The following is a 19,981-nucleotide window of genomic DNA, read 5'->3' on the forward strand; positions in this document are numbered from 1 at the left end:
TCACAACCCAACGAGGAAACCACAATGTCCCTGATCAACACCCAAATCAAACCATTCAAGGCCACCGCATACCACGCCGGCAAATTCATCGACGTGAGCGAAGAGACCCTGAAAGGCAAGTGGTCCGTTCTGATGTTCTACCCAGCCGACTTCACCTTCGTGTGCCCAACCGAACTGGAAGACCTGGCCGAGCAGCAACCTGAATTCGCCAAACTGGGCGTGGAAGTGTACGGCGTCTCGACCGACACCCACTTCGCCCACAAGGCATGGCACGACACCTCGGATGCCATCAAAAAAGTGAACTACCCGCTGATCGGCGACCCAACCGGCACCCTGTCGCGCAACTTCGAAGTGATGATCGAAGAAGAAGGCCTGGCACTGCGCGGCACCTTCGTCATCAATCCGGAAGGCCAGATCAAAGTGATGGAAGTGCACGACAACGGCATCGGCCGCGACGCTACCGAACTGCTGCGCAAAGTCAAGGCAGCCAAGTACGTTGCCGAGCACCCAGGCCAGGTGTGCCCAGCCAAGTGGACCGAGGGTGCCGCTACCCTGACCCCATCGCTGGACCTGGTCGGCAAGATCTAATTCTTGATCGCGTTTTGATCAAGACCGCAGCAAACAAGTAGTTACCGCGATGCCGGACCGGGCGTCCGGCCCGGCATACGCCTAAATATTTGTGAAAAGGAAGAACATCATGTTGGACGCTACCCTCAAAACCCAGTTGAAAGCCTACCTCGAGAAAGTGGTTCACCCACTGGAACTGGTCGCTTCGCTCGATGACAGCGCCAAAGCCCGTGAGATGAAAGAACTGCTCCTCGACATTGCCGAGTTGAGCGACAAGATCTCGCTGGTGGAGCGCACCGAAGCTGGCGTGCGTACGCCGTCGTTCAGCATCAACCGTGCCGGCACGGACATCGGCGTGCGTTTCGCCGCGATTCCGATGGGCCACGAATTCACCTCGCTGGTGCTGGCGCTGCTGCAAGTCGGCGGCCACACCATCAAATTCGACGAAGCCGTCATCGACCAGATCCGCAACCTGGAAGGCGATTACGAATTCGAAACCTTCATGTCGCTGACCTGCCATAACTGCCCGGACGTGGTGCAGGCGCTCAACGCCATGTCGGTGATCAACCCGCGCATCAAGGTCACCACCATTGACGGCGGCCTGTTCGCCAAGGAAGTGGAAGACCGCCAGATCCTGGCCGTGCCGATGATGTTCCTGAACGGCCAGCATTTCGGCCAGGGCCGCACCTCGGTCGAGGAAATCCTGGCCAAGCTGGACACCAACGCCGGCGTGCGCCAGGCAGCCGAGATCAGCAAGAAAGACGTGTTCGACGTGCTGGTGGTCGGCGGTGGCCCGGCCGGCGCGGCGGCGGCGATCTACGCGGCCCGCAAAGGCATCCGCACCGGCGTGCTGGCCGAGCGTTTCGGCGGCCAGGTGCTGGACACGCTGGCGATCGAGAACTTCATCTCGGTCAAGGAAACCGAAGGCCCGAAATTCGCGGTGGCGCTGGAACAGCACGTCCGTGAATACGACGTCGACATCATGAACACCCAGCGCGCCAGCAAGCTGGTGCAGGTGGGCAAGGTGACCGAGGTGCACACCGCCTCCGGCGCCGTGCTGAAAGCCAAGTCGGTGATCCTGGCGACCGGCGCCCGCTGGCGCGAGATCAACGTGCCGGGCGAGAAGGAATACCGCAACCACGGCGTGGCCTACTGCCCGCACTGCGACGGTCCGCTGTTCAAGGGCAAGCGCGTGTCGGTGATCGGCGGCGGCAACTCCGGCGTGGAAGCGGCGATCGACCTGGCCGGCCTGGTCAAGCATGTGACGCTGATCGAGTTTGGCGCCGAACTGCGCGCTGACGCGGTGCTGCAACGCAAGCTGCGCAGCCTGCCGAACGTTACCGTGATCACCTCGGCGCAAACCACCGAGATCCACGGCGACGGCAAGATCGTCAACGGCCTGAGCTACACGGACCGCAACACCAACGTGTCGCACAAGGTCGAACTGGAAGGCGTGTTCGTGCAGATCGGCCTGGTGCCGAACAGCGAGTGGCTGAAGGGCACGCTGGCGCTGTCGCGTCACGGCGAGATCGAGGTGGATGCGCGCGGCCAGACCTCGCTGCCAGGCGTGTTTGCCGCCGGCGACGTCACCACGGTGCCGTACAAGCAGATCATCATCGCCACCGGCGAAGGTGCCAAGGCTGCCCTGTCCGCCTTCGACCACCTGATCCGCTCGGACGACGACGAAGTCGTCACCGAATCGGCCGAGAAGCATGCGATGACCGCGTAATACGCCGTTAAGTCAAGCCCGTGTCGCTCCGGCGAAAGCCGGAGTCCATGGAATGCCAGTCAGGACGCAGGCTGTCCATGGATTCCGGCCTGCGCCGGAATGACCAATCTAGCGCTAACGCTGGTTTCTGCGGCAGCCCCGCCCAGCGCACGTTGATGTGGCGCTAGGCGCTCAGGTCGTGGCTGGCCTGGCGGGTGCGCAGGGCGATGGCGTTGCGGTGGCGGGCGCGCAGGCGCGGGTCGGTGATCAGCCGGCCCAGCGTTTCGCCGATCACCATCACCACCCCCAGCAGCGGCAGCACCAGCATCAGCCCGGCCACGCCGGCCACCGAGCCGCCGATGAAGATCATCAGCACCGTGATCAGCGGATGGATGTGCAGGCTGCGCCCCAGCGTCAGCGGCATGAACACGAAGTCGTCCAGCAGGCGCACCAGGATGAACACGCCAATCGCCAGGTAGGCCACCGACGGATCGGCCGGGGCGTCGGTTGAGGCCACCATCACCACCAGCATGCAGCCGACGATCGAGCCGACATACGGCACCCACGCCAGCAAGGCCGCGATCAGCCCCAGCACCAGCGGCGACGACACGCCAATCACCCACAGTCCCAGCGCCAGCACCGCCGTGTCGAGGATGGTCAGGCGGATCAGGCCCTGGAAGTAGCGGTGCGCGGTCTGGTCGACCTCGTGCAGCAGGCACAGCGTCCGTTCAAAGAAGGCATTGGGCACCGCGCGCGCGAGGAATTTCTTGAAGCGCAGGCCGTCACGCAAAAAGAAGAAGGTCAGGAACGGCGCCAGCAGCAGCGACGGCAGCCAGCCCACCACCGACACCAGGATGTCGGTCAGGTGCGCCTGGATGAAGTCGCCCGTGAATTCGCTCATGCGCTGGTTGACGGTGTCGGCCAGCGACACCTGCCGCAGCAGCGGGAACTGCTGCTCCAGCGCCGCCAGCGTGTGGCGCACGAACTCCAGTCCGCCGGCCAGGTAGATGCCCAGTTGCTCCTGCCACGACGTGGTCGGCGCCGATTTCCAGTACACCGCCGCCATCACCGCCAGCGCCACCAGCGCCAGGAATACCGTGCCGACCAGGAAGGTGGCGGCGTTCTGGCTGAAGCCCATGCGCACCAGCCGCTGCGTCGGCGGCTGCAGGATGTAGTACAGCACGATGCCGAGCAGGAAGGGCACGGCCAGGAACAGCATCTGCTGCAGCAGGAACAGCAGCACGCAGGTGGCGGCGATGATGCCGCTCCACACCACCGGCCCGCCGCGCTGCTGGCTCGGCAGCAGGTTCATAGCGCCTCCAGTTGCGGCTTGCCGGTCATCCAGTCACGCAGGCGGCGGCCGATGTGGCGCGCCAGGGCCAGCGAGATCTTGTAGCCGATCACCGGATCGGTTTCCATCAGGCCCATGAAGTCGGCGCGGAAGAACACCGCCAGCTCGCAGTTGTCCAGCGCCCGCGTCTGGGCGTTGCGCGGCGCGTTGTCCAGCAGCGCCAGGTCGCCGAAGAAGGAGCCGGCCGACAGCTCGGCCACGATCTCGCGCCCGGCGCCGAACTGGCGGCTGATGATCACCCGGCCCGACATCACCAGGTACAGCGCCTGGCCTTCCTCGCCCTCGTCGAAGATGATTTCGTCGGCCAGGTAGCGGCGTTCGTGCATCAGGCCGTCGATGATCTTCAGTTCGAGCGGCGTCAGCGAGTCGAACAGCGCCGAATCCTTCAGGCGCAGCAGGCGGGGCGACAGGGCGGGGGACTTGAACAGGCCAAACATGAAGTGAAACTCCTGCGGAGAAAACGGATCAGCAACCATTGTCGCCGGTTTTGCCGCGCCTGCCTCCATCCAAAGGGGCTTGTTGTTAAACAATCACATTTTTGCCGCGCCGACGTCACTTGCAAGGTCATACCCTTGACATACTCGGCCGCTATGCTGGCGCCCGCCACTTCCCCACAACCAGCAGAGATGAATATGAAACGTAGTCAAATCGCGGGCGCCGCCGCGCTGTGCGCCCTGCAGGCGATGAGCGCCGCATCCGCCGAGACCGTCAGCGCCGCCGCCGAGGATGGCCAGCAAGCCGTCATCGTCACCGGCACCCGCGCCAGCCACCGCACCCAGTTCGACACGCTGGCCCCGGTCGACGTGTTCAGCCGCGAGGACATCGCCGCCGTCGAATCGAACGACCTCAACGACGTGCTGGCGCAGCTGGTGCCCTCGTACGTGGTGCAGCGCCTGCCGATGGCCGACGGCCAGGTGTTCGTCCGCCCCGCCACCCTGCGCGGCCTGTCGCCGGACCAGACGCTGGTGCTGGTCAACGGCCGCCGCTTCCACCGCAGCGCGCTGCTGGGCGCGCGCGGCGCGCAGGCGCCGGACCTGGCGCAGATCCCGACCAGCGCCATCAAGCGCATCGAGGTGCTGCGTGATGGCGCCTCGGCGCAGTACGGCTCGGACGCCATCGCCGGCGTCATCAACATCATCCTGGACGACAGCGTCGGCGGCGAGCTGACCGCCCAGCACGCGCAGTACAGCGAGGGCGACGGCAAGGCCAACGAGCTGCACGCCAAATATGGCTTCATGCTCGGCGAACGCGCCCGCGTGACGCTGTTTGCCGAGGCGGCGCAGTCCGATCCCACCTCGCGCACGCGCCAGCGCCCGGACGCGATCGCCTTCCAGGCCGCGCATCCGAACCTGGCGGTGCCGAATCCGGTGCAGCGCTGGGGCCAGCCCGACCTGGAAAGCCAGCACCTCGGCTACAACGCCACGCTGGACCTGGGCGACGACCTGGAAGCCTACAGCTACGCCCTGTTCGCGCACAGCAACGGCACCTCGGACTTCAACTGGCGCAATCCGGACACCAGCACCTCGGTCTACAAGCTGACCACCATCTTCCCCGGCTGGGACGTGCGCAGCATCTATCCGGTCGGCTTCAGCCCGCAGTACACCAACAAGCAGAACGACGCGCAAGTGCTGGCCGGCCTGCGCGGCCGCCTGAGCGCGGCGCTGGGCTGGGACGTCAGCGCGTCCTACGGCCGCAACGGCATCGACTACGGCCTGCACAACTCGATCAACGCCTCGCTCGGTCCGGCCAGCCCGACCGCGTTCTACCTCGGCCGCCTGACGCAGGAAGAAAAACTGCTCAACGCCAACTTCAACTACGAGTGGCGCGTGGCCGGCCTGGCGCAGCCGGTCAACCTCGCCTTTGGCGCCGAGTACCGCAACGAGCGCTACGCGGTCAAGGCCGGCGATCCGGCCTCCTACGCGGTGGGGCCGGGCGCGGCGGCCGGCCTGGACGCCAACTCCAACGGCGCGCCGGGCTTCAGCGCCTTGCAGTCCGGCAAGTGGGACCAGGACAGCTACGCCGCCTATGCCGACGTCGAAGTCCCGCTGAGCAAGCAGGCCACCATCGGCGCGGCCGTGCGCTATGAGGATTTCTCCGAGTTCGGCAACACCGTCAATGGCAAGCTGTCGGCGCGCTTCGAGCTGACGCCGGACTTCGCGCTGCGTGGCTCCTGGTCGACCGGCTTCCGCGCGCCGACGCCGGGCCAGCTCAACACCAACAGCACCAGCCAGGGCCTGGACACCAAGACGCTGCTGGTGTTCACCAGCGGCCGCCTGGCCAACAACGATCCGCTGGCGGTAGCGCTGGGCGCCAAGCCGCTGCAGCCGGAGAAGTCGAAGAACCTGTCGCTGGGCCTGACGTGGAAGGACGCCGGCGGCCTTTCCGGCTCGGTGGACCTGTATGACATCAAGCTGCGCGACCGCTTCAGCACCTCGGCCTCGTTTGCCGTGCCGGCCGGCGTGCCCAATCCGCTGCGCTACACCTCGGTCACTTATTTCACCAACGACTTCGACACCACCACCAAGGGCGTCGACGTGGTCGGCAGCTATCTGCGCCGCCTCGGCGCCGGCAAGCTGAACCTGACCGCCGCGTGGAACTACAACCAGACCAGGATCGATGGCGGCAAGTCCAGCGTGGCCACCAACGAAAGCCAGCGCGTGGTGTTTGAAGAGCGCCTGCCACGCCAGAAGGCGACCTTCAGCGCCACCTACGACCAGGGCGGCTGGAGCGCGCTGGCCCGTGCCCGTTACTACGGCAGCTGGACCGACAGCACCGGCAACGCCACCGGCGACATCTTCCAGCGCTTCGGCGCCATGCGCTTCCTCGACCTGGCGGCGACCTACAAGCTGAGCGCGCGACAGTCGCTGCGCTTCGGTGTTGACAACGTACTCAACAAGTATCCGGACGAAGCCGTGTTCCAGGCCAGCCGTGGCCTGATCTACTCGCGCAACGCGCCGTACGATACTGACGGCCGCAACCTGTACGTCGACTATACGGTGAAATTTTGAGCCTGCGCAGCCCCACGCGCCGCACCTGGCTGAAGGCCGGCGCCCTGCTGGCGTCACCGGCGGCGCTGGCGGCAACGCCGATGCCGGCGCGGCCGGCCGTGTCGCCGCAGGACCTGGCGGCCGACGAAGGCTATTGGCAGTCGGTGGCCGCGCAGTACGACATCAAGCAGGATGTGGCGATGATGGACAACGCCTACTGGGGCTCGATGGCGCGGCCGGTGATGGAAGCGTATCAGCGCCGCGTGGCCGAGGCCAATCACGGCAATTCCTACTACGGCCGGCTGCAGTTTCCGGCCGAGTTTGAATCGGCGCGGCAGCGGGCGGCGCTGGCGCTGGGCGTCTCGGCCGACGAGATCGCCTTCACGCGCGGGGCCACCGAGGCGCTGCAGATCCTCATCGCCGGCTACAACCGCCTGCGGCCGGGCGACGCCGTGCTGTGCGCCGACATCGACTACGACAACATGATCACCACCATGCACTGGCTGCGGCAGCGGCGCGGGGTGGAGGTGGTGTCGATCGCCATGCCGGCGCCGTTCACCCACGACGCGGTCATCGACGCCTACGCGCAGGCGATGGCGCGCACCCCGCGCCTGAAGATGCTGCTGCTCACGCACGTCAACCACCGCAATGGCATGGTGCTGCCGGTGGCCGAGATCAGCCGCATGGCGCGCGAGCGCGGCATCGACGCCATCGTCGACACGGCGCACGGCTTCGGCCAACTGGACATGCGCATCCCCGACCTGAAGGCGGACTTCGCCGGCATCAACCTGCACAAGTGGATCGGCGCGCCGGTGGGCGTGGGGGCGATCTATATTCGTCGCGGCCGGGTGCGCGACATCGATCCCTACATGGGCGAGGACGACCGCGGCGATGTGCGCACCCGCGTGCACACCGGCACGCTCAACTTTGCCGCCTACACCACGCTGCCGCTGGCGCTCGACCTGCACGAGCAGGTGGGCGTGGCGTACAAGCAGGCGCGCCTGGCGCGGCTGCGCAACCGCTGGCTGGACGCGGTGCGCGATGTGCCGGGGCTGGAGCTGCTGGCGTCCGACGATCCGCGCCTGAGCAGCGCGATCGCCTCGTTCCGTCTGCGCGGCCGCGTGTCGATGGCGGACAACAACGCGCTGGCGCGCCGGCTATTGAAGGAGCATGGCGTGTTCACCGTGCCGCGCGACGGCCTGGCGGGCGGCGCCTGCATCCGCGCCGCGCCGTCGATCTTCACCTCGGAAGCGCAGGTGGACAAGCTCAGCGAGGCGCTACGCCGCGTGGCCTAGCCTCCCCACCCACCCCGTCATTCCGGCTTTCGCCGGAGGTCGTTTCGCCCAATGGGCGGAACGACGGTTCAGAGATCCACGGTGCGCGCCAGCGGCAGTTGCGGCGCCACGTGGCTGGTCAGCAGAATGCACTGGCGCGCCAGGCGTTCCGGCGCGGCCAGCTGCTGGCGCAGGTACGCCACCGCATCCACATCCAAGCCATTGAACGGTTCATCAATCAGCAGCAACCCGACCGGCAGCGCCAAGGCCAGCGCCAGCTGCATCTTCTTGTGCTGCCCCAGCGACAAGGTGGTGACCGGCTGGTCCAGCACCGGCAGCAAATGGAAGGCGGCCAGTTCGGCATTGAGCAAGGCCGGATCGGCGCCGGTGTACAGCGACACGTGCATATCCAGCATCTCGCGCACCGTCAGCCACGGCAGGGCCGGCGTGTCGCCGCCGCAGTAGTAGCACTGCAAACGGTAGGCCAGCGGCTGCGCCCGCAGTTCCATCCCGTTCAACCAGATGTGGCCGCTGTGCGGCGTCAGCGCGCCGCCGGCCAGTTTCATCAGCGTGGTCTTGCCGGCGCCGTTTTCGCCGCGCAGCCAGGTGATGCCCGCACCCAGCGTCAGGTTGAACTGACTGAACAGCGGATGGCCGGCGTACTCAAAGCTGAGCTGCTCGATTCTTAATTCCATAATTCGCTTCCAATGGCGGTGAGGAGGGCAATGGCGATGAGGACAAGGCCGACGCGGCCGCGCACGCTGAGCTTGCGCAGCGCCACCACCGCCAGTTGGGCGAGGGCGGCGGCGCACAGCCAGACGATGGCCACGGTGTGACTGTAACCGCCGGCGTCGCGGCCCAGCGTCAGCGCGGCAAAACAGGCCAGCACCAGCAGCGCCGGCAGCAGCGTGGCCAGCGCGGCCAGGCGATACAAGCGCTCGGCGCGCAGCGGCCAGCCGGCGGCGACCGGCCGCAGCAGCGCGATCTGTTCGGCCACGGCCTTGTCGCCGCGGTCGGTCAGCAGCATGATCATCAGCGCGGCGCAGGCGCCCCACACGGCCGGCGGCACCAGCGGCGGCCGCGCCATCCAGGCGCCGATGCTGAGCAGCGCGCCCGACAGCAACAGCGTCTGCTGGATACCGATGACGTTTTCCGCGCGCCAGAATGGCAGCCAGAACAGCCGATACCAGTAGTGCGCCATGCCGCCGCGTTGTGGCGCGTAATGCGTGGGCGCGGGCCGTGATCGGCCGGGCTTGCGTGCCGGTGGCATGCGGCCGCGATGCTGCAGCGTCAGCGCCGACAGCAGCCAGGCCAGCAGCAGCGAGGCCGCCGTCAGCAGCAGTGCTTGCGGCGCGACCGGGCGCAGCCAGTCCGGCCATTGGTACAGCCAGATCGCGGTGGAGACGGCGTAGACCAGGCCCAGCGGCCCGACGAGAAGGCCGGCGACGGCGGCGTCGGCCCGCCACTTGTCGCGCGGCGTGATCGGCAGTGGGTGGCTCCACAGCGCCACCGCCGCCGGCAGCAGGCGCTTGCGCAGCAGCCATACCGGCGCGCTGGCCAGCAGCGTTTGTCCGAGGAACAGGCCAAGCGCTTCGGGCCAGGGCCGCGCGGCCGCGAACAATCCCGGCAGGGCGATCACGGCCAGCAGCCCCAGCAGCACTGGCGCGAATCCAAGCAGGATGTATTCAAGCGAGCTTTGCAGGCTGAGGGCGAACTGCAGCAGCGCGTGCCGCGCCAGCCGGAGCCGGAAGTGGAGATAGGAATTTTTCATTGCCGATCAGCTTACATCGTAATCCTGAAGTCGAAATGAAAAGCGGAAATGAAAAAGGCCCGATGCGAACATCGGGCCTTCTTCGGAATATTGGCGGAGCGGACGGGGCTCGAACCCGCGACCCCCGGCGTGACAGGCCGGTATTCTAACCAACTGAACTACCGCTCCAATTCGTTTTTTAAATTTTCTGGTGGGTGCTGAGAGGGTCGAACTCCCGACCTACGCCTTGTAAGGGCGCCGCTCTACCAACTGAGCTAAGCACCCAGAAAACTTATCAGCGTTGCGTCACTTAACTGCTGCAACTGCTGAACGAGGCCGTATTCTACAGGGCGCTGATTCGATTCCGCAAGGGGTTTTAAAAATTATTTGGAAAATTGTTCAGCGAGGCGGCGGCAGCGCCGCCAGCAGCGCGCGCGTGCCGTCGGCCGTCAGCCGGTGGGCGATCTCGGCGCCGAGGTAGCGTTCGTAGAAGGTCTCCATCGTGCCGTCGGCCACGATCGAGCGCAGCGCGTCGGCGTAGCGTTGCAGCACGTGCGGCGGCACCTGGTTGGACACGTACAGGCCCACCATCATGCGCGGCGACTCGGCCACCGGGGTCGCGCTCATCTTGCCGTACAGGCCGAACTGGCGCTGGTTCAGCAAGTGGATGGTGGCCGGCGCCAGCGTGCCCTCGGCGCGACCGGCCTTGATCTTGCGGAACACCACGCCGAAGTCGCTGACGTATTCCAGCCGGCCACGCTGTTCCAGCCGGTCCAGCTGGCGCTGGGTGGCGGCGCTGTAGAAGACGCCGCGCGTGATGTTGAGGCGCGCCGTGCCGCGGTCGACAAAGTCTTCCAGGCTGCGGAAGCTGGCGGCGTCCTTGCCCATCAACACCAGTTCAAAGCGGGTATAGGTGTAGGGCAGCCAGGTGCCGTAGCGGTCGCGCTCTTCGGATCGCAGCGAGGCGCCGGTCATCTCCAGGCTGCGGTTGAAGAACATCGCGTACAGGCGGCTGCGCGGATACCAGCGGATGGCGAGCGGGCAGCCGCTGCGCTTCTGGATTTCGGTCAGCATGTCGATGTTGCTGCCGCGCATAACGGTGCCGTCGAGATAGGACGAGTAACCGAGATCGCTGACGCCCACCCGCGCCGGCGGGCAAGCCTGCGCCGCCGCCCGCACGCTGGCGCAGGGCAGCCACACAGCCAACAACACGGCGAGCAGATGTCTGGTCATGCGACGAGTGTAGCACCGGCAACTTGCATCCCGACGACTTTCGATGGATACTGTATGTATTTACAGTAATGTTTGTGCACCATGGCCGACACCGCGCGCCGCATCGCCCACATCGACATGGACGCGTTTTTCGCGTCGGTCGAACTGCTGCGCTACCCGCAGCTGCGCGGGCAGCCGGTGGTGATCGGCGGCCGCGGCTACGCGCCCGAGCAAAAGGAGGATGGCTCGTACGTGTTCAAGCGCCTGCGCGATTATGTCGGCCGTGGCGTGATTACCACGGCCACCTACGAGGCGCGCGCGTTCGGCGTCGGTTCGGCGATGGGCATGATGAAGGCGGCCAAGCTGGCGCCGGACGCGATCCTGCTGCCGGCCAACTTCGACGCCTACCGCCATTATTCGCGCCTGTTCAAGGAGGCGGTGGCCGGCATCGCGCCGGACATCGAGGACCGCGGCATCGATGAAATCTTCGTCGACCTGACGCATGTCGACGGCGAAACGCGCGCGCTGGGGATGCGCATCAAGCAGGCGGTGCAGGACGCCACCGGCCTGACCTGCTCGATCGGCATCACGCCCAACAAGCTGCTGTCGAAAATCTGCTCGGACCTGGAAAAGCCGAACGGGCTGACGGTGCTGGGCTTCGAGGACATTCCATCGCGCATCTGGCCGCTGGGGGTGCGCAAGGTCAACGGCATCGGCCCCAAGGCCACCGCCAAGCTGGCTGCGCTGGGCATCGAGACGGTGGGCCAGCTGGCGCAGGCCGACCAGGGGCTGTTGCAGGATTATTTCGGCGCGCACTATGCGGCGTGGCTGGCGCGGGTGGCGCAGGGCATCGACGAGCGCGGCATTTCCACCAGCCGCGAGAGCAAGTCGATGTCGCGCGAGACCACCTTCGAGCGCGACCTGCACGCGCGCCACGACCGCGCCGCGCTGTCCGCCATCCTGACCACGCTGTGCGAGCGGCTGGCGGACGACCTCAAGCGCAAGGGCTACGTCAGCCGCACCATCAGCATCAAGCTGCGCTATGACGATTTCCAGATCGTCAGCCGCAACGTGACGCTGCCGCAGCCGGTGGCCGAGCCGGCGGCGATTTTGCAGGCGGCGCGCGAATGCCTGAAGCGGGTGCCGCTGCAACGCAAGCTGCGCCTGCTGGGCGTGCGCGCCAGCACGCTCGAACCGCCGGGCGCCATGGCGCGGACGCCACAGCCGGTGCAGGGCGAGCTGTTTGCCTGAGACCGGGTGGTCGCCAGCGTGTAGAATGGCGCTCTTTTTTGCACACTTTTCAGAAACAAGGCCTGTCAACTTTATGTGGTTCAAGAATCTACAGATTTACCGTCTGCCGGCCCCTTGGGCCTACACCCCCGAACAACTGGAAGAAGCGCTGTCCAGCCAGGCGTTCACGCCGGCCAGCAGCAACGAACTGCTGCGCCAGGGCTGGGACAAGCCGCGCCCTAACGGCGGCCTGGTGCACGTGGTCAACAAGCAGATGCTGATCGTGCTGGGCACCGAGAAGAAACTGCTGCCGAACTCGGTGATCAACCAGGTCGCCAAGGCGCGCGCCGCCGAGATGGAGGAAGCCCAGGGCTTCGCGCCGGGCAAGAAGGCGATGAAGGAACTGAAGGAACGCGTGGCCGACGAGCTGCTGCCGCGCGCCTTCTCGATCCGCAGCAATGTGTGGACCTGGATCGACCCGGTCAACGGCTGGCTGGTGGTGGATGCCGCCTCGCCGGCCAAGGCCGACGAAGTCATCAAGCTGCTGCTGAAGGCGGTCGACCGCATGCCGCTGGAAAGCCTGCGCGTGCAGCGCTCGCCGGTGGGCGTGATGACCGAGTGGCTGCAGACCGACGAGGCGCCGGCCGGTTTCACGGTCGACATGGACACCGAGCTGCGCGCCACCGGCGAGAGCAAGGCGGCGGTGCGCTACGTCAAGCACTCGCTGGACCCGGAAGAGATCCGCCGCCACATCGCGGCCGGCAAGCAGTGCACCCGCCTGGCGATGACCTGGGACAGCAAGATTTCCTTCGTGCTGACCGAGTCGCTGGCGATCAAGGGCATCAAGCCGCTGGACGTGCTGGACGAAAAAGATGCCGGCGTGCGCAACGACGACGAGCGCTTCGACGGCGACTTCATGCTGATGACCGGCGAGCTGGCGAAGCTGATGGCCGACGTGGTGGAAGCGCTGGGCGGCGAAGCCAAGGCGTAAACCCTGCCATCCATTGCTTTTCAAGTAAGAATGCCGCGAAGTCGTTGATTTCGCGGCATTTTTTCGTTGAAAAATCGAAAAATTTATGCGTTGCTTTCGAGAAAGTAACCAAAACTCTGCTATAGTGAAAAGTCTTATCAAAAGAGGAACTTCCTATGAGCGGCCCCGTCGGACTGACCACCCAGCAGATCGCCAATCTGACCTCGCAGCAGCTTGCCGCCTGGACCAGTGATGACATCCAGGCGCTGACGCTGGCGCAGGTGCCGGCGCTCAAGCCGGCCGTGCTGAACGCCGCCGGCGGTGCCAACACCGCGCTGATGGCAGTGCTGTCCGCCGACCAGATTGCCGCGCTGAGCACCGCCCAGGTGGCGGCGCTGGGCACGCGCGCCTTCGCCAGCCTGGCGCCGGGCGCGATCGCCTCTTTTGAAACCGCCGACATTGCCGCGCTGAGCACCGCCAACATTGCCACGCTGCAGTCGGCCGACATCGCGCTGATGCAGGCGCCGCAGTTCGGCGCGCTGACCGGCGCCCAGCTGGCCACCTTTTCCAGCGCCGACATCCAGGCCATCGACGACACCGGTTTCGCGCTGCTGACCACGCAGGCCATCGCGGCGCTGGGCAGCGCGCAGATCGCCGCGCTGACCGCCAGCCAGACGGTGGCGCTGACCACGCGCCAGGCCGCCGCCTGGAGCTCGGCCCAACTGGCAGCGCTGTCGAGCGCGAACCTGGCCGCGCTGGAGGCGGCCGATCTGGGCGCCATGAAAACTGCCGCCATCGCCGGCCTGTCGACGCGCCAGGTGGCGCAGCTGTCGGCCGCGCAACTGGCCGGCATGAGCAGCGCGCAATTCGCCGCGCTCAACACCAGCCAGGTGGCGGCCATCGGCAACAGCCTGTTGGCCGGCCTGCCGACCGCCGACATCGCCGCGCTGAGCACCGCCGCCGTCGCCCAGCTGGGCACGGCCGTGCTGGCGCAACTCGACACCGATCAAATCAGGGCGCTGACCACGCAGCAACTGGCCGCCCTCGGCAGCGCGCAGTTCGCCGCCTTCAGTCCCGACCAGGTCGCCAATCTGCGCACGGCGCAGCTGGCCGCGCTGACGTCGCGCCAGGTGGCCGGCCTGTCCGGCGACGATATCGCCGCGCTCGACACCGGCGACCTGCCCTGGCTGAGCACGGCGGCGATCGCCGCGCTGACGTCGGCGCAATTCAGCATGCTGGGCGGCGCCGACTTCAGCGCCATCGCCGGTCTGACCACGCTGCAGATCGGTGCCTTGCGCACCGCCACGCTGGCGGCGCTGAACGCCGCCCAGGCCGCCGCGCTGAGCAGCCGCCAGGTGGCGGCGTTGAGCAGCGCCCAAGTCAGCGTGCTGTCGGCCGCGGCCGTGCAGGCGCTGCCGACCGCCGACCTTGGCGCGCTGCGCACCAACGCGGTGGCGGCGCTGTCGACCCAGCAACTGGCGGCGCTGACCAGCGACCAATTGGGTGCGTTCACCACCGCGCAATTCTCGGCGCTGAGCAGCCGCCAGCTGGCGGCCATCAGCAGCGACACCATCGTCGGCCTGTCCAGCGCCGCGCTGTCGGCGCTGTCGACCAGCGCGGTCATGCAGTTGAGCCCGGCATTGCTGGCGGCGCTCAGCGTCACCCAACTGGCCGGCTTCGGTTCGCGCCAGCTGGCCGTGCTCGGCACCGCCCAGGTGGCGGCGCTGGACGCGTCGCAGGTGGCGTCGCTGGGCACGGCGCAAATCGCCGGCCTCGGCACGCTGCAGGTCAGCGCGCTCAGCGATGACGACCTGGCCGCGCTCGGCACGCGCGCGCTGCGGGCGCTGACCACCAGCGCGGTGGCCGCGCTCAACGGCCACCAGCTGGCAGCCATCGGCGCCTTCGACAATGGCGCCGCCATCGCGGCGCTGAGCACGGCGCAAATCGCCGCCTTGCGCAGCGCCGCGCTGAGCGCGCTGACCCACGACCAACTGCTCGCGCTGACCACCGCCCAGGCGGCTGCGCTGAACAGCAACCAGGTGGCGGCCATTCCGGTCGCGCTGCTGGCGGCGCTGGAAACCGCCGACTTTGCCGCGCTCGGCACCAGCGTGGTCGCCAGCCTCGGCACCGCGCAACTGGCGCTGCTGGGCAGCGACCAGGTGACGGCGCTGAGCACGCTCCAAGCCAGCGTTCTCAGTTCGCGCCAGCTGGCGGCGCTGACGCTGGACAGCCTGGCCGGCCTGCAAAGCGCCGACCTTGGCGCGCTGGCCACCGCCGCCGTCGCCGGCCTTGGTACGGACGCGCTGGCCGCGCTGCGCACCGAGCAACTGGCCGGCCTGGCCACGCGCCAGCTGGCCGTGCTGGGCAACGCCCAGCTGAACGCGCTCACCACCGACCAGATCGCCAGCCTGCGTTCGGCGCAGATCGGCGCGCTCAATTCGCGCCAGATTAGCGGCCTCGGCACCGATGCCCTCGCCGCCCTCAGCAGCGCCGGCGTGGCCGCGCTCAGCACCGCCGCCGTCGCCACCCTCAGCGCCCAGCAACTGGGCGCGCTGGAGCTTGATGTGCAGGCGCTCAGCACGCTGCAGATCGGCGCGCTGCGCACCGCCGCGCTGCTGGGTCTGACCACCGACGAGGCGGTGGCGCTGACCACGCGCCAGGCCGCCGCGCTCAGCAGCGCCCAGGTGCGCGCCTTGCAGACCGACGTCATCCACGCGCTCGAAACCGCCGACTTCGCCGCGCTGCGCACCGCCGCCATCGCCGCGCTGACCACCACGCAGATGCTGGCGCTGACCAGCGACCAACTGACCGCGATGACGGCCGCGCAGTTTGCCGCGCTCAGCTCGCAACAACTGGCGGCGCTGCCGACCGACGCCATCGCCGGCTTCTCGACCGACAGCCTGGCCGCGCTTGGCCCGGCCTTCATCGCCACGCTGTCGGCCGAAACCATCGCCAGCCTCAACGCGGCGCAACTGGGCACGCTGAGTTCGCAGCAATTCGCGGTGTTCAGCAGCGCCCAGCTGACGGCGCTGAGCGCCGAGCAGGTGGGCTGGCTGGGCACGCGCCAGCTGGCCGGCCTGACCACGCGCAATCTGCCGGGCCTGTCCGCCGCCGACATTGCCGCCCTCAGCAGCGACGGCCTGCGCGGCCTCAGCACGGCCATGTTGCAGGCACTCAGCACCGCCCAGCTGGCGGCGCTCGGCGCCGACCCGAACGGCAACCTGTTCGGCAGCCTGACCACCGCGCAGATCGCCGCCTTCGGCACGCGCGCGCTGGGCGCGCTGACCACCGACCAGATCGTGGCGCTGAGCACCACGCAGGCCGCCGCGCTGAGCAGCGCGCAGCTGCGCGCGCTGAGCGCAGCCGACATCGCGGCGCTGGAAACGGCCGACCTGGCGGCGCTGCGCACCGCCACCCTGAGCGGCCTGAGCACGCTGCAGGCGGCGGCGCTGAGCAGCGACCAGGTGGCCGCGCTGACCAGCCAGCAGATCGCCACGCTGAATGCCGCGCAGTTCTCGGCGCTCAGCGCGGACGGCGTGCAGGGCCTGGAACTGGCCGATATTCCGGTGCTCAACACCGGTGTCATCGCCGGCCTGGCCACGCGCGCGCTGGCCGCGCTCAGCACCGACCAGGTGGCGGCGCTGGCCACGCGCCAGATCGCCGCGCTCGGCACGGCCCAGCTGAACGCGCTGACCAGCGACCAGATGCTCAACCTGCAGTCGGCGCAGATCGCCGCGCTCAGTTCGGCCCAGGTGGGCGGGTTGTCGCTGCGCGAAATCGGCGCCATCGGCAGCGACCAGCTGGGCGCGCTAAAGACGGCGGCGATCGCCGCGCTGAACTCGGCGCAGCTAAGCGTGCTGGGCAACGATCCCTACGGCAGCGACGCCACCGCCATCGCCCTGCTCACCACCGCGCAGATCGCCGCGCTGCGCACCGCCGCGCTGCTGGGCCTGCGGGTGCAGCAGGCCGCCGCGCTGCGTTCCGACCAGGTAGCCGCGCTCAACAGCGCGCAACTGGCGGCGCTGGCCAACGCCGACGTCGGCGCCTTTGACCTGGAAGACATCGCCGCGCTACGCACCGCCACCCTGCGCGGCCTGACCTCTGGCCAGTTGGCCAGCCTCAGCGGCGACCAGTTCGCCGTGCTCAACACCAGCCAGTTCGCCGCCCTCGGCAGCGGCGCGCTGAGCGGCCTGAGCGGCGCCCAGGCGGCCGCCATTACGGTCGACCAGGCCGGCGTGATGACCAGCGCGCAACTGGTGGGCCTGTCGCTGGCCGCCATCGGCCAGCTGGACGCCGAGGACATGGCGGCACTGCGCACCAGCGCCATCGTCGGCCTGACGTCAGCGCAGATGACGGCGGTGACGGCAGCCCAGCTGGCCGCGCTGTCGACCGCCCAGGTCGCCGTGCTGAACAGTGCGCAGATCGGCGCGCTGTCGGCCGCCGCCGTTGCCAGCCTCTCGGGCGACAACCTGGCCGCGCTCGGCACGGCCGCGGTGGCCGCGCTCAACACGGCCGGGCTGGCGCAGCTCAGCGCCGAGCAGATCCTCAGTTTCACCACGCGCCAGATCGCCAGCCTGAGCTCGCGCCAGGTCGGCGCGCTGCTGCCGGCGCAAATCTCCGCGCTCAGCGCCGAGCAGGTGGCGGCGCTGGGCGCGCGCCAGGTGCCCGGCTTGTCGGCAGCCGACGTGGTGGCGCTGGACAGCGACGTGGTGGCGCTGAGCACGCAGGCGGTGGCGGCGCTGAACGCCACCCAGATTGGCGTGCTCGGCACGGACGGCAACGGCCAGGCGGTCACCTTCGCGCTGCTCAGCACGGCGCAGATCGCCGCCATCACCACCAGCGCGCTGCAATTCCTGACGGCGGCGCAGCTACGCGCCTTCGCCAGCGACCAGATCACCGCGCTCAGCGTGGCACAGATCAAGTCGGTGTCGCCGGCCTTCCTGCACGGCCTGAGCGCGCCCCAGCTGGGCGGCCTCAGCACGGTGCAGGTGGCGGCCCTCAGCACCGCCCAGCTGGGCGGCCTGATGCCGAGCCAGTTCGGCGCGCTGAGCGCGGCCCAGGTACACGCGCTCACCGCCGCCCAGTTCGCCAGCCTGACGGTGGACGACATCGCCGCGCTGAGCACCGACGCGCTGGCCGCGATCAGCATCGGCGCCATTGCCAGCCTGACGCCGGAACAGCTGAACGTGCTGGGCGGCAAAGGCCTCGGCATCGCCGCGCTGGGCACGGCGCAGATCGCCGCGCTGAGCACCAAAACCTTCGCCGCCATGACCACTGCGCAGGCGGCGGTGCTGACCGTGGGCCAGGTGGCGGCGCTGACGGCGGCCCAGGTGGGCGCGCTGCCGCTGACCGTGGTGGGCGCGCTCAACGCCGACGAGATCGCCGTGCTGAGGCCGGCGGTGGTGGCCACGCTGAAGACCGAGCAGTTGCTGGCGCTGAAGAGCGACCAGGTGGCCGCGCTGAGCGCCGACCAGGTGGCCGCGCTGACCAGCGCGCAGTTGACCGCGCTGGCGGCCTCGCAAGTGCGCTACCTCGCCCCGAACGACGTCGCCGTGATCAACCCGCTGCTGCTGAACGCCGCCGCGCGCGACGGCAACCTGCTGGCCGCGCTCAACACCGACCAGCTGCAGGCGATGACGGCGCAGCAATTCGCCGCGCTGAACTCGTCGGCCATCGCGCGCCTGCTGCCGGCATCGCTGGCGGCGGTGGAAGCGCTCGACATCGCCGCGCTCAGCACCGGCGTCATCGGCGCGCTCAGCGACGCCCAGTTGCTGGCGCTGACGGCGCGCCAGGTATCGGCGCTGACGCTGCAACAGATCGCCGCCATCACGCCGCGCGACAGCGCGCAGCAATTCACCGCCGCGCAAATGGCCGCCTTCTCCGGCGCCCAGATCGGCGCGATGAGCACCGCGCTGATCGCCGACCTCAGCCCGGACAACCTGCGCGCGATCGAAGTCGGCGACATCGCCAGCCTCGGCACGCGCCAGATCCGCGCGCTGACGCCGTTCCAGATGGCGGCGCTGAGCAACACCCAGCTGTCACAGCTGACGGTGGTGCAGGCACGCGCCATGACCGCCAACCAGTACAACACCTTGTCGGCCGCGCAGCAGGCGGTGTTCACGCCCGAGCAGAAAGCGGCGATGCCGTTCGTCACGCCGCTGGTGTTGGACCTGGACGGCAACGGCATCCGCACGCTGGGGCTGGAAGCCGGCGTGCAATTCGACCTGGCCGCCAGCGGCGTTTCGCGCGCCACCGGCTGGGTCGGTCCGGGCGACGGCCTGCTGGCGCTGGACCGCAACCACGACGGCCGCATCAATGACGGCGGCGAGCTGTTCGGCTCGGCGACGGCGCTGGGCGACGGCCGCACGGCCGGCAACGGCTACCAGGCGCTGGCATCGCTGGACAGCAACGGCGATGGCGTGATCGACGCGCACGACGCCCAGTTCGGCGACCTGCGCGTGTGGGTGGACGCCAACGCCGACGGCGTCAGCCAGGCCGGCGAACTGAAGACGCTGGACGCGCTGCACATCACCCGCCTGGCGCTGGACGCGCAGCGCGGCGACGCCACCGACCACGGCAACCTGATCGGCATGAGCGCGACCTACAGCACCGCCGACGGCCAGACGCACGCCACGGCCGACGTCTGGTTCGCGCAAGGCCTGAGCGGCAAGGTCAGCGGCATGGCGCAAGCGCTCTCGTCCTATGACAGCACCAGCGCGACGCCAACGCCGGCCCCGGCCAGCGGCCAGCTGACGCAGCACAGCGCGCGGCTGGCGGACGCGTTGCAGCACTACGGCGCGTCCGGCCTCGGCATTGGCGACGCCGTGCACACCGAGCACGACACGCAGCGCCTCAAAGCCCTGCACGCCAGCGCCCCGCCAGCCCTGCTGGCGGCCCCGCGCTAAACTCCGGGGTCAGGTCCTCCATTTCTA

General features: G+C 68.2%; 12 protein-coding genes and 2 tRNA genes. 7 read left to right on the forward strand and 7 right to left on the reverse strand.

Annotated features, from left to right (window positions below; genetic code table 11):
• The first annotated feature begins 24 nt into the window (after nt 1–24).
• Nucleotides 25–588, forward strand: a complete 564-nt coding sequence (gene ahpC / locus FHW58_RS19595; protein WP_179674853.1) for an alkyl hydroperoxide reductase subunit C — start codon at nt 25–27, stop codon at nt 586–588.
• 109 nt (nt 589–697) lie between these two features.
• Nucleotides 698–2,296, forward strand: coding sequence for an alkyl hydroperoxide reductase subunit F (gene ahpF, locus FHW58_RS19600; RefSeq protein ID WP_179674854.1), 1,599 nt, complete (start codon nt 698–700; stop codon nt 2,294–2,296).
• Between the two features lie 163 nt (nt 2,297–2,459).
• On the opposite strand, the gene FHW58_RS19605 is transcribed toward ahpF, so the two are convergent.
• Nucleotides 2,460–3,587, reverse strand: a complete 1,128-nt coding sequence (locus FHW58_RS19605; RefSeq protein WP_179674855.1) for an AI-2E family transporter — start codon at nt 3,585–3,587, stop codon at nt 2,460–2,462.
• Nucleotides 3,584–4,063: a cyclic nucleotide-binding domain-containing protein gene (locus FHW58_RS19610; RefSeq protein ID WP_179674856.1), complete on the reverse strand. Its 480-nt coding sequence runs from the start codon at nt 4,061–4,063 to the stop codon at nt 3,584–3,586. The genes FHW58_RS19605 and FHW58_RS19610 overlap by 4 nt, the downstream gene beginning before the upstream one ends.
• Nucleotides 4,064–4,258: 195 nt before the next feature.
• Between FHW58_RS19610 and FHW58_RS19615 the strand changes: the two genes are divergently transcribed.
• Nucleotides 4,259–6,634, forward strand: coding sequence for a TonB-dependent siderophore receptor (locus tag FHW58_RS19615; protein ID WP_218892813.1), 2,376 nt, complete (start codon nt 4,259–4,261; stop codon nt 6,632–6,634).
• Nucleotides 6,631–7,908 carry an aminotransferase class V-fold PLP-dependent enzyme gene (locus FHW58_RS19620; RefSeq protein ID WP_218892814.1) on the forward strand — a complete coding sequence of 426 codons (1,278 nt, stop codon included), beginning with the start codon at nt 6,631–6,633 and terminating at the stop codon, nt 7,906–7,908. The genes FHW58_RS19615 and FHW58_RS19620 overlap by 4 nt, the downstream gene beginning before the upstream one ends.
• Before the next feature lie 68 nt (nt 7,909–7,976).
• Here FHW58_RS19620 and FHW58_RS19625 read toward each other — a convergent pair whose 3' ends face one another.
• The 5 genes from FHW58_RS19625 to FHW58_RS19645 all read right to left on the reverse strand — a co-directional run bounded on the left by FHW58_RS19625 (nt 7,977) and on the right by FHW58_RS19645 (nt 10,870).
• A complete protein-coding gene (locus FHW58_RS19625; RefSeq protein ID WP_179674858.1) occupies nt 7,977–8,582 on the reverse strand; it encodes an ATP-binding cassette domain-containing protein in 606 nt (201 codons plus the stop codon).
• The gene (locus FHW58_RS19630; RefSeq protein WP_179674859.1) at nt 8,573–9,658 is read right to left on the reverse strand and encodes a hypothetical protein; all 1,086 of its coding nucleotides are present in this window, start codon (nt 9,656–9,658) and stop codon (nt 8,573–8,575) included. Before FHW58_RS19630 ends, FHW58_RS19625 begins: the two co-directional genes overlap by 10 nt.
• 91 nt (nt 9,659–9,749) lie before the next feature.
• Nucleotides 9,750–9,826: transfer RNA gene (locus FHW58_RS19635), tRNA-Asp, on the reverse strand.
• Between the two features lie 20 nt (nt 9,827–9,846).
• Nucleotides 9,847–9,922 (reverse strand) — tRNA-Val (locus FHW58_RS19640).
• A 114-nt stretch (nt 9,923–10,036) separates the two neighbouring features.
• Nucleotides 10,037–10,870, reverse strand: a complete 834-nt coding sequence (locus tag FHW58_RS19645) for an ABC transporter substrate-binding protein (protein ID WP_179674860.1) — start codon at nt 10,868–10,870, stop codon at nt 10,037–10,039.
• 81 nt (nt 10,871–10,951) lie between these two features.
• Here FHW58_RS19645 and dinB point away from each other — a divergent pair, with 81 nt between their 5' ends.
• The 3 genes from dinB to FHW58_RS19660 all read left to right on the forward strand — a co-directional run bounded on the left by dinB (nt 10,952) and on the right by FHW58_RS19660 (nt 19,954).
• Nucleotides 10,952–12,100, forward strand: a complete 1,149-nt coding sequence (dinB, locus tag FHW58_RS19650) for a DNA polymerase IV (protein ID WP_179674861.1) — start codon at nt 10,952–10,954, stop codon at nt 12,098–12,100.
• Nucleotides 12,101–12,173: 73 nt separating this feature from the next.
• A complete protein-coding gene (locus FHW58_RS19655; protein ID WP_179674862.1) occupies nt 12,174–13,070 on the forward strand; it encodes a recombination-associated protein RdgC in 897 nt (298 codons plus the stop codon).
• Nucleotides 13,071–13,225: 155 nt separating this feature from the next.
• Entirely contained in the window at nt 13,226–19,954 is a 6,729-nt protein-coding gene (locus FHW58_RS19660; RefSeq protein ID WP_179674863.1) for an S-layer family protein, read from the forward strand.
• The last annotated feature ends 27 nt before the right edge of the window (nt 19,955–19,981 follow it).

The sequence above is a fragment of the Duganella sp. 1224 genome (genome assembly GCF_013408245.1).
GTDB lineage: Bacteria > Pseudomonadota > Gammaproteobacteria > Burkholderiales > Burkholderiaceae_D > Rugamonas.